General features: G+C 52.3%; 2 protein-coding genes. One reads left to right on the top strand and one right to left on the bottom strand.

Annotated elements, in window-relative coordinates:
- Positions 1 to 373 precede the first annotated feature (373 nt).
- Positions 374 to 1,294 carry an SAM-dependent methyltransferase gene (locus AB1611_20370; GenBank protein MEW6381938.1) on the top strand — a complete coding sequence of 307 codons (921 nt, stop codon included), beginning with the start codon at positions 374 to 376 and terminating at the stop codon, positions 1,292 to 1,294.
- A 31-nt stretch (positions 1,295 to 1,325) separates the two neighbouring features.
- On the opposite strand, the gene AB1611_20365 is transcribed toward AB1611_20370, so the two are convergent.
- Positions 1,326 to 12,473, bottom strand: coding sequence for an alpha/beta fold hydrolase (locus AB1611_20365; protein MEW6381937.1), 11,148 nt, complete (start codon positions 12,471 to 12,473; stop codon positions 1,326 to 1,328).
- Positions 12,474 to 12,490 lie beyond the last annotated feature (17 nt).

Genomic DNA, 12,490 nt, shown 5'->3' with positions numbered 1-12,490 from the left:
GTCAAACCGGAGGTGATATAGCGAAAAAGAACCGAAGCTGCCGAAACAGAGGTATACTAAGAGGAATGGCACTTACATAAGCCAAGCTTATAATATAGAGAGGACACAAAGCACACAGGGAAAAAAGATCTCCCGCAGAAGACGCAGAGAACAACCAATCCGGCAAGGTCCTGATGAAAGTCGGGATATATCGATGTGTCAACGGCCTGGAAGCAAGCAAAAAGTAAAAAGGCACAAGGAGGAACTTGTTTTACTTTTACTTTTCAATGATATCCTCTGCGTCTCAGCGTCTCTGCGGGAGAATTACTAATTCTTATGTAAGTGCCATTCTCCCTAGACGGGTGAACTGAACACAGGTAAACAGGGAGAAGAGATGAAGATCATTCCCCGCAATATCCGCAGACGGTCTTTAGATCGTGCAATAAAATCAGCACAGCTCGTGGCCTGTGCGCGGGCGATAGCTGCCTGTGAGCGTGATGAAAGCGTGCGTAATCCGGACTATCTGGCCAGGCAGTTCCTGAATCGGTGGTGGCGTATATGCTTTCATCTTGGATGGATCACCCGGCGGGTAATGGAAATCGGCAGTCCGGGTATTTATTGCTATCATATCGCCCGAACCAAACATATAGATTCACTCTTGATTCAGGTACTGAAAGAAGGGGTTGAACAACTGGTAATCCTTGGGGCTGGAAATGACAGCCGGGCATACAGGTTTTGCAGCCGGCTCGGCAGGGTACCTGTTTTCGAAGTAGATTTCCCCGGCACCCAGGCGGAAAAGAAAAGCCAGTTGCTCAAGTTCTTCGGCCATCTCCCTGAAAACGTTACTTTCGTTCCCATTGATTTCAATTCTCAATCCCTGGAGGAAGTGCTTCTTCGGGGAGGTTTTAAGACAACCCTGAAGACTTTCTTCATCTGGGAGGGGGTCAGTTACTATATCTCCGAAGGGGCAGTGGATAGGGTATTACAGTTCGTTACCGATAACTGCCTGCCAGGAAGCTCTCTTGTCTTCGATTATGCACTGCAATCTTTCATCCGGGGTGATTGGAGGGCCTTCAGGGGGGCCAGGGCAACAAAGATCTGCGCTGCTGCAATTGGAGAACCCCTGATTTTCGGGATCGAAGATGGCAGCACGGAACAATTTCTCCGGGAAAGGGGGCTGAAGACTATTTCAGACCTTGGCCCATACGATTTGGAAGGAAGATATCTCCTCCGCTCCGATGGCACCCTGCACGGCCATGCCTATGATTTTTTCCGGATCGTCCATGCCACCGTTAACCGTGCAGGCCACGATTAGCAGAGGGGCAAAGCTTTGCCCCTCTGTGCCTTTACCCCTCTGTACCTGCCTGAGAGCATACCAGATTCATCAGCTTTTGGTTAAAATACCGGTGATTTTGCAAAGGAATATAATGGCCTCCCGTTTTAAGCTCACAGTAGTGTGAACCTTTGATCTTGTCGCAAATATATTTGCCGGATGCGGGAGGGGTAACTTTATCCCGGCCACCGGCAATTACCAGGGTCGGAATGGCAAGAGTGGAAATTTTCTCCCGGAAATCAAACTTGAATACCTGATCAGTATAATGAAGCGATACCTCCGGAGTGCAGTCGGCCTTAATGCAATCGGCCCACACCTCTTTCCGGGAGCGCATTGACCTTGGCATGTTGGAATGGAAATCTTTTACCAGAAGCTGAGAAAAAATATACTTATTTTCAAGCGAGTCATCCTGTTCAATCTTGCTGGTCGTACTGACCAGGGTCAATGTCTTGACGGTATCCGGGTATCGTTCACCGATTGCCAGGGCAATCATGCCACCCAGAGACCATCCAACCCAGTGAAAGGGCCGGGTGATATTCAAAAGATCTGCAATCTCTGTAATATTCTGGCCGATGGAGTCGAGATCGCTCCGTTCCGGGGCAAATTCACTCCTTCCATGTCCGGGATAGTGCACAGCGATAAGGTGAAACCGGGAAGATAATTCCCTGAATTGATGCATCCAGGCTGTAGCCAGGCAGTTTATCGGGGATAACAGCAGGATAGTCTCGGCATCCCTGTGTCCGCAGGTAATTACCTCGGTGTTAATACCCTGTGAGCCTTGGATGAAAAATATCCTGAGCGTGTCAATTCCTGAAAAAGCATACTGGTATTTTTCCAGACAGTGCTGGTCATATTTCGATTGCCCTATTGATACACCGGTCCTGGTCGTCCTGTGAGCTGTTCGAACCGGGGAGTTTGTACCTTCCTGAGATTGGGCAATAAGGTCGATAAAATCCTTGACCCTGGTTAAATGAGCGACATCAGAAGCCTTAATATCCAGGTTAAGTTCTTTATTGACCGTAAGGAGAGCTTCCATGAGCAGAATGGAATCAACTCCCAGTTGATCGATGGTAGTATTTTCATCTATATGGTCAAGGTCCATTTTTAACATGCCTGAAAAAAGCTTCTTTAATTCTTCAAGTTCAATCTGCCCGCTTGGGTGAAATTCGCTTGTTTGCCCCTGCTGACCACTCACGGGATTAGCTTTTGCCGCAAAATTTTCAACCTCCGGTATCCAATAGCGCTCCCTGGCGAAAGGATAGGTAGGCAGAGGAATGCGGTCCGGAGTATGATGCGGATAGAGCATCCTCCAGTCGATTTTTATCCCAAGTACCCAAAGCTGGGCTAACTTATTGAGTTTCCGATTGGCAATGAGGCTTTTCACAAAATCTTCTCCCTCTTTATCTCCAATAAAAAGCTCGGCTTTGCCTTTATTTGCCTTCACATTGCCCATATAAAAACCATCCTTGCCACAACTGTCTCCATCCGGTGTCTCCTGACAGTATCGGGCTAATTTCTCTACCAGCTCCGCCGTGTTCGATACTGTCAGGGCCAGTCGCTCCTCCATTGCTTCCCGTCCCACCTGGAGGGTATAGGCAATGTTTTCCAGGTTGAGTGCTTGCCGGTCTTCATGCCGCTCTCGCGCTGTTTCTCTTTGCAGAAACTCTACTAACTGGCTGGCGGATGCCTGCAATCTTTCCTTATTTTTAGCTGAAAGGAGAACGAGTTGAAGAGTTTGACCAGAAAGGCGTGGTTTAATTGAAGGCCTGGTGTATTCCTCAAGTATAACGTATGCATTGACCCCGCCAAAACCAAAGGCATTTACTCCCGCACGCCGTGGGATGATCTGTCCGTCATGATCCTTCAGAGGCTCCCAGGGTGTTGGTTCCCTGACAACAGAGAACGGAGTGCCCTGCAATTGAATATAGGGGTTAAGCTCTTTCAAGTGGATAGTGGCGGGAAGTTTCCTGTGCTTCATGGCCAGAAGCACCTTAATCACGCCTGCTATTCCGGATGCCGCCTCCGCATGGCCGATATTGGTTTTCACGGTACCAAGCCTGCAGTGAGGCACTTTGGGTGGCTCTTTTCCCCACTTTCTGTACAGTTCTTCAAAGGCTTTCCGTATGCCGTTGATCTCGATTGGATCTCCAATGCTGGTGCCTGTTCCGTGGACCTCGATATAACTGACGGTGGCAGGATCGATCCTGCCCTTTTCATGGGCTTTGACCAGCAGCCTGGCCTGAGCTCCGGGATTGGGAGCAGACAGGGAATTGGCCCGACCGCCATGATTTTCCGCTGTTCCCCTGATCAGGGCATAGATGTGGTCACCTTCCGCTTCGGCCCGGGTTAAGGGCTTGAGCAGGATGGCACCGACCCCCTCGCTTCTGACATAACCATTGGCCTGTTTATCAAAGGTCTTGCACCGGCCATCCTCGCTCAGCATGCCTGCCTTGCTGAAAGAAATATACAGGGTCGGGCTCAGGATAACATTGACTCCACCGGCAATGGCCATATCACAATCTCCTGCCCGGATCGCCTCCACAGCCCGGTGAATGGCTACCAGAGAGCTTGAGCAGGCAGCGTCGATCGGCTCGCTCGGTCCATGCAGATTGAGAAGATACGATATGCGGTTAGCCAGGATCGAGTGGGCTACTCCCGTTGCGGTATAGATCCCTGTCGCGATGGCCCGATCCTTCAAAAGTTCGTGGTAGTCCGAAGTATTTACCCCGACGAACAAGCCGGTACTGGTGCCGGATAAATCAGAGGGCTTATAGCCTGCATCCTCGATGGTCTTCCAGACTGTCTGCAAGAAGAGCCTCTGCTGGGGGTCCATCAGCTCCGCTTCACGGGGCGATATGCCAAAAAAGGCGGCATCGAATGTATCCACCTCTTTCATGAACCCGCCCCATTTGATATTGGTCTTATTCTCCTCCCTGGCCGGATCACCAAAGTAAGCACGCCAATCCCAGCGATCTTTGGGAATCTCGGTGATAAGGTCCCGGCCCTCTTCCAGATGCTTCCAGAAGGTATCAAGGTCCTCTGACTGGGGCATCATCCCGGCCATGCCAATGATGGCTATCGGCTCATCGGAAAGCCGGGCGGCTCCGCTCTGCCCCTCTTCAATCTCCATGCTCCAGAATTTCGGCTTTAATTCAATATCCTCGAAGGTTTCCCCGGTTAAGTCGGTCTCCGCAGTTCTTCCTTCCACTTCTTCATCTCCACCTAAACTACCATGATAGTATGAAATGAGCCTGTCTTTATGCTCCTGGCATAAGTACCGGGCAAAGGAGCTGATAGAGGGATGCTCAAAGAAAACGACCGGTGTAAGCGTGATGCCAAACTTTTCGTTCAATTGATTGACGAACTCAGTGAGTGTAATTGAATCGAACCCATATCCGCTCAGGTCGTCATCGGGGTCGATATCCTGCTCCCTGATCTTCAAGACTCCTGAGATGGCTTTCAGTAATTCCTCCTGGATCTTCTGGCGCAGGCCCTGCTCCTCCGCCGACTGAATCTGGCCGGTCTTACCGGCATTACCTGCCGGGTTTGAGCGAGCGCCGGGTCCCTGCCGGGAATCACCGTGAGAATCCTCTTCTTTGATACCAAGTACTCGTTTTACCTTGCTTCGATCTCCTTCTATCACCAGAAACTGGTTGTCACGCAAAGTCAGCCCTCTGGCGAAAGCCGCAAGGCCTGCTTCTGTTCTCAGGGTTTTCACGCCAAGGGTCCTGGCGAGGAAAATTTCCGTCTGCTCATTTACCTTCATGCCGCCTTCCTGCCACAGCGGCCAGTCGATGGACAGGCTCCTGCCAGAGCGCTCATGCCTGGCGCGCAGCCCTTCCCGCCAGGCGGCGAAATTATCCATGAAGCTGTTGGCATAGGCATAATCCGCCTGCCCAATGTTGCCGGTCACGGCTGCCAGTGATGAGAACAGGATAAAAAAGTCAAGCCGCTCATCACGGGTGGCCTCATCCAGATACAGGGTGCCATATACCTTGGGAGCCAGGACCTGTTCCATGTCCTCCGGTGCTTTTTTGGACAGGAGTGCATCCCTGACTACCCCGGCGCTGTGTATCACCCCGTGTATCCTGCCAAAGCGCTGCCTGGCTTTGGCTATAAGCTCCTGGACCCGCTCTTTGCTGGTTATGTCAGCTTTGACATAGACTACCTCAGTCCCCAGGGATTCCAGCCCGGTGATTTTATCCTGCCCCCTGGCACTCAGATCAGAGCGGCCTGCCAGTACAAGTTTTGCCTTCACCTGCCTGGCCAGATACCGGGCAAAGATGAGCCCAAGCCCGCCCAGCCCCCCGGTGATCACATACACGCCATGCTCTCTGAGCAGAGTTGGTGTATGGTCCCGGGTGGATTTATCGGTATCGTCCTGGGGGGCCTTATCGGCCTCGCGTGCGAAATCAATCTCCTGCCAGCGTCTGACAAACCTTTGTCCTCCCTCATAGCGGACCTCAACCTCGGCCTCACGCCCGGTGCGAAGCTCAGCCAGCAGTATGCTGAGGATTTTTGACGCAGCTTCCCTGGATTGGTGTGGGCTGGGGGGATGGGTATTTTCACCCTCCTCCGCCCCCTCTATTTCCACCGCCTTATAGATGAACCGTGGATTTTCAAGGCGGATGGTTTTGATCAGGCCACTTACAGCCGCATACTGGGGCTGTGGATGGTCGTTTGAGTTTGAATAGACATACAGCAGCCTGAGTTTTCTCCTGGACTTTTGCTCCCGCTCCGTGAGTGCCTGGCTGAGGTAGCATATCGAATACATCCCCAGAGCAAGCCGGGCTTTAAAATCGGGTTGACTGGCCAGACTCAGACTGTCCGGGTAATCACTCCCTGAGTTCGTTAGCCCCATTGGCCCAATCGGCCCCATTGCCCCTCTTGAGCACAGTGACCACAGGTGAATAACAGTATCCGGCAGCGCCTGCCGGCTGGCCAGGGTCCCGATTAGCCGGAAATAGTCCTGCCGGTGACCGGGATTAATCTCATACTCGAATTCATCAATCTCACGGTATTCCTGTCCCGGCTTGACCACAATGAGCTTTGCCTCGCACTCACCCTTGGTGGTCATCCTCTCCTGGAGGGTCTGAGCAATCTGCCCATTGCTATCCCCGGTGGCATCTCCAGTGCCATCCCCGCTGATATTCCTGTTAGTATCAAAGATCAGCACATGCCCTGAAAGGGCACCTTCTGCCAATACATCCTGGCCATCCGCAGCCGTCTCGAAGGATTCAGCACCCTCCACTGACCGCTCCCATACACTTCGAAAGTACATCATGCCGGCTCTATCAGGTTGAACCACTCCGGGATGAGCTTTGAGATTTAAAGGCTGCCTGAGTGCTTTTATGGAAACATCCTTCATCCTTACCAGAACGCAGCCTTTCTCGTCTCCCAGTTGGATAGTAAATCTCTTTATCGGGAATTTTGCCAGGCGCTGACCCGCATCAGAAAGCTGGTCCTCAGCCGAGGTGACATGAGCATATCCTCGTGCTGACAGGGGTTTGATAATCTCCACCTCCCTTACGGCAACGGGGAGATAGGAATAGGCGGTGTCATCGAGTTCTGCTCCCTGGCTGTGCATCAGCCAGATAACTGTTTGCAGCGCTCCATCCATCAGGACAGGATGCAGTTTGAATTCCTGGAAGCCATCTTTCATCTCTGCGGGCAACTCAATCCGTGATAAGGCCTCGCTGCCGTTATAAAAAAGCTCTTGAATGGCCTGAAAGCCTGAACCATAGTGCAAACCCGCGCCCTGAAATCTCCGGTAGCACTCTTCACCGCTTGAGGACTTTTGACATCGCTGCCGGACAGCCTCAATATTGATAACCTCACTACTCCCATCCTTCCCGTCCTGGCCGTCAGTCCGGTTATCCGTGACCTTGCTTCCAGCGTTTCTCTGAAAGATCAACCTCCCCTGGCTATGTATTACTCTCTGTGCCACTCTTTGATTATCATCTTGGTTATTACCCTGGTTATCGCCTTGCCTGTTCCCTCGCTTATCCCCGTGATTATCTCCATCGGGCGTGCTCACTTCGTACTCCAACCAGCCCTGCTTCGGATACAGGCTGGTGTAAACCTGCCGGGGAGCCCTGGCTATGCTGATCGGCCTTGCCAGGACAATGTTCTCCAGCCTTTGAACCTTCCTGCCCGCACTGAGCTCACCCGCTGCCAGGGCCATCTCCAGGTAAGTCAGCTCCGGTAAAACCTTTTGCCCTTCAACCATACGATCAGCCAGGAAGAATTCATTTCCCATGAGCAGGGTGGAAAATTTCTGTTCCCGTAAGGTTGAAATATTGCGATCAAGCAGAGGATGATGCTTGAGCACTTTACCCTGACCGTTCATTATCATGGCACTGATTCCCCTATCGGATGCAGGTATCCAGCACCTTTTCCGGGCAAAAGGATAGGTAGGAAGAGCAAGTCGTCTCGGAGTGCGATTGAGATGCAGCAGCCTCCAATCTATTTCCATTCCAAGTACCCATAGTTGAGCTAACTTGCTGAATTCCCTGTTTTGAATAACAGTCTTAACAAATTCCTCTCCGATTTTTCCGGTGAGCACAGGCCCGAGCTTCGCTTTGTTTGCTTTCACGTTCCCGGTATATACCTCTTCTCCCTCTGATCCCTGGCAATATTGAACGAGCTTCTCCTCCAATTCCTTGAGGCTCGACACTATCAGAGCTAACCGCTCTTCCATGGCCTCACGGCCCACCTGCAAGGTATAGGCAAGATCAGCCAGACTGACAGCCTCCCGGCTCTGGCTTCTTTTCGCTTCGTGCGGGCAGGGGTAATGCTGGATAAGACTGCTTCTCTGCTCTTCCCATACATATTGCACCAGCGATTCAAGAGACGGGTGTTCAAAGAGGATAGCCTGGGGTATCCAAAGATTATATTTTTCATTAATATGATTGCCAAGTTCGGTCAAGCCGACCGGATCGAGGCCATATTCACCCAGGTCCTCCTTCAGGTCAATATCCTTCTCTGTAACGTTCAGCCTCTGGCAAACAAGCCTGAGTAACTCCTCTTGAATCTCCTTCTGAGCTTTTCGTGCCGGTTCTTCTTCCTGCGGCGCGGATGAAGAATTCACCAGGGTGGTCTTTTCCAGGAGCTCAACTATCTGGTGAGCATAAACCTTGAGCCTTTCTTCATTTTTGGCTGAGAGCACAATAATATGGTCAATATGGTCTTCCTGCTGCCCATCCTGTACTGGCGGGCTAAGCTGCAGCCCCGGTTCTTCATGCTCCTGACATGGTTCTCCATATTCCTCAAGCACGATGTGGGCATTGACTCCTCCAAAGCCAAAGGAGCTGACTCCTGCCCGACGTGGAATAATCCGGCTGTCGTCACTTCTGAGAGGCTCCCATGCTCTGGTTTCTTTGACAATGTAAAAGGGGCTGTCCTCAAGTTGGATGTAAGGGTTAAGCTCCTCAAAGTGGACCGTGGCCGGAAGTTTCTTGTGTTTCATGGCCAGGAGAACTTTGATCACACCGGCTATTCCGGCTGCTGCCTCAAGGTGGCCGATATTGGTTTTTACGGTACCAAGGCCACAAAGGGGCTCTTTGAGAGTGGTTGTGCCCCATCTTCCGGACAGATCCTTAAAGGCTTTCTTTAACCCCTCTACCTCGATCGGATCTCCAAGGCTGGTGCCGGTTCCATGAGTTTCGATATAACTGATTGTAGCAGGATCGAGCTGTGCCCTCTCGTATGCCCTGAGCAGCAGTTGAGCCTGGGCGCTGGGATTTGGGGCAGTCAGGGAGTTAGCCCGGCCCCCGTGGTTTTCGGCTGTTCCCCTGATCAGGGCATAGATGTGGTCCCCCTCTGATTTGGCCCTGCTTAACGGCTTGAGCAGGATAGCTCCTACCCCTTCACCTCTGACATAACCATTAGCCCGCTTGTCAAAGGTCTTGCACCGGCCATCCTCGCACAACATGCCTGCTTTGCTGAAAGAAATATACAATGCCGGGCTCAGGATAACATTGACTCCACCGGCAATCGCCATCTCACAATCCCCTGCCCGGATCGCCTCTACAGCCCGGTGGATTGCCACCAGAGAGCTTGAGCAGGCAGTATCGATCGGCTCGCTCGGCCCATGCAGATTGAGAAGGAAAGAGATGCGGTTGGCCAGGATCGAGTGGGCCATGCCGGTTGAGGTATAGGCTTCGATAGTAATGCCCTGCGCGCGTAAAATATCCTGATAATCTGAACTGGCTACCCCGACAAACAAGCCGGTCTTGGTGCCGGATAAATCGGAGGGCTTATAGCCTGCATCCTCGATGGTTTTCCATACTGTCTGCAAAAAAAGCCTCTGCTGGGGATCCATCAGCTCTGCCTCACGGGGCGATATGCCAAAGAAGGCGGCATCGAATTTATCCACTTCCTTCATGAACCCGCCCCACTTGATGTTGGTCTTATTGGCTTCTTTGGCCGGATTACCAAAGCATACGCGCCAATCCCAACGATCTTTGGGTATCTCGGTAATAAGGTCCCGGCCCTCTTCAAGGTGCTTCCAGAATACCTCAAGGTCTTCCGACTGGGGCATCACCCCGGCCATGCCAACTATGGCTATCGGCTCACTCCTGGCATATTGAATGGCTCCATCTGCCTGCGGCCCTTCATAACCAAAGCTCTGGAACCGGGGCTTCAGCCTGATCTCCTCAAAAACCTCCTCTGCCGGCTCTGATGGCTCATTCAGTGCAGGCTGCCTGGTCACCTTCAGGCTATCCTGATAAAAGGGAATGAGTCTGTCTCGATATTCCTGGCTCAAGTACTGAGCGAATGAGCCAATAGAAGGATGATCAAAGAAGGCAACGGGCGTAATCTCAAGGTTATACTTCTCATTCAGCCGATTGGCGAACTCAGTTATGGTGATGGAATCAAATCCATACCCGCTCAGGTCCTCATCCGGATCAAGCTCCTTTTCCTTGATCTTCAAAGTCTCCGAGACCGCCTTCAGCAGGTCCTTTTGAATCCTTTGACGCAAATCCTGTGCATCTGCTTTGACTTTCTGTTCACTACCGGCTCCGAGCTCATGCTCACCAGCCCTGAGTTCCTGTTCCTTTACTCTGACCAATACCTTATCAGTCTGAGCTTTATTCGCTTCGGTGATTCCACTGATAAGGGGTGAGCTCTTTTGAGGCTGCCTGAGTGCCCGGATTGAAAAGTCCCTCATGCTTACCAGCACCTGGCCAGTCTCATCTGCAAGCTGAATGTTGAACCTTTTGACTCTGGACCGTGCAGAGGGAAGACTTTTGCCTGACTGATCATCGGCCACAGTTGCATAGGCATAGCCTGTCTCAGGCAGCAGGGGGCTGATAATCTCCACCTCTCCCAGGGCAAAGGGAAGATAGAGAGCATCGGCAGAGCTTTTTTCCTGACCTTCGGACTGGCTGGCCATAAGTCCTGCCACTGTCTGCAATGCCCCGTCCATCAGGGAAGGATGAAGCCCGAATTCCTGAATGCTGCCCTTAAGATTCTGCGGCACCTCGAGGCGTGCCAGGGCCTCTTTCCCATTGAAGAAAAGCTCCCTGATGGTCTGAAAGCCCGGCCCGTACTTAAGCCCTCCGCTCTGAAATGCCTGATAGCATTCCCGGCCGCTTTTCAACTCACGGCATCGAGTCTTGATGGCTTCAATATCGATGAGCTGTGCCCTGGTTGGAGTTTCAAGGCCCTGGCCATCATAGACCAGCTTTCCCTGACTGTGCACCACCCGCCGGTTGCTCTCGCCAGCGGTACTTACCTCAAACTCCACCCTGTCCTGCTGCTGCGGATACAGGCTGATGTGCACCTGTTGAGGGGCTGAGGCCACCGTGACCGGTTGTGCCCAGACAATATCCCTGAGCCCCCTGACCTTTCTCTCTCCACTGATCTCACCTGCGGCCCGCGCCATCTCAAGATAAGCCACGCCAGGCAGCACCTTGTGCTCACCTACCACATGGTCAGCCAGGAAAAACTCGTCTCCGCTCAGCCAGGTCGAAAACCTTTGCTCCCGTAAGGTCGAGGTATTGCTGCCAATCAGAGGATGAAGGCCAATCAGAGAATGGAACCCCGGAACCTGGCCCTGACCGGGGGCTCTGTCTGCTCTGCCCAATTGATGCTGATTTACGTACGCCAGGGCTGGGTTGATGCCCCTCTTTGATACTGATGATACCGTAACCCAATGCCTTTCCCTGGCAAAAGGGTAGGTAGGCACAGATATGCGTCTTGGCCTGGAGTTTTGGTATAATAATTCCCATTCTATGTCCACTCCGAGTACCCACAGATGTGCTAACCTGGCAAGCTCTCTCTCCCGTGCCAGGGTCCTGATAAATTCCTTTCCTACTTTTCCTGCAACCAGAAGCTCGGATTTAGCCCTGTTTGCCTTCACATTCCCTTGATAAAAACCCTCATCCTTTCTCCCCTGGCAGTATCGGGTTAATTTCACTATCAATTCCTGTATGCCTGGCACCACCAGAGCCAATCGCTCCTCCAGAGCTTCTCGCCCAACTTGCAGGACGTAGGCAAGATCAGTCAGGCTGATCGGATCAGGGCGAGCACCCGGCAGGCTTGCTGCATGAATATCCGGCAGGCTTGAGGCAGAAGCATCTGCCGGGCTTGGAGCAGTAACTCTTTTCAGGAATTCCACCATCTGCTGTGCATAAGCCTTGAGCCTTTCTTCACTCCTGGCTGAGAGCACGATGATCTGCTCATCCTGTTGACCATTCCCCTTGAGGGGGGAGGCTGGGTGGGGGTGATGGTTATTTTCACCCTTCTCATACTCCTCAAGCACGATGTGGGCGTTGGCACCCCCAAAGCCAAAGGAGCTTACTCCTGCCCGCCTGGGGATAATCCTGCCATCATCACCTTTGAGCGGCTCCCAGGGTCTGGTTTCCTTGACAATATAGAAGGGACTGCCCTCAAGCTGGATGTAGGGATTGAGCTCCTCGAAGTGGACCGTGGCCGGAAGGGTTTTATGCTGCATGGCCAAAACCACCTTGATGATACCGGCCATGCCTGCCGCTGTCTCCAGGTGGCCGACATTGGTCTTTACCGAACCAAGGCCGCAGTGGGGTTTTGGGGGTGGGGTTTTGCCCCGCTTTCTATACAGCTCCTCGAAGGCTTTCTTCAAGCCGTTGATCTCGATCGGATCACCCAGACTGGTTCCTGTCCCGTGGGTTTCGATATAGCTGACTGTGGCAG

The organism is bacterium, assembly GCA_040755755.1.
Taxonomy (GTDB): domain Bacteria; phylum SZUA-182; class SZUA-182; order DTGQ01; family DTGQ01; genus DTGQ01.
Note: the sequence above shows the minus strand (reverse complement) of the source record. Positions and strands in the feature narration are given on the sequence as shown.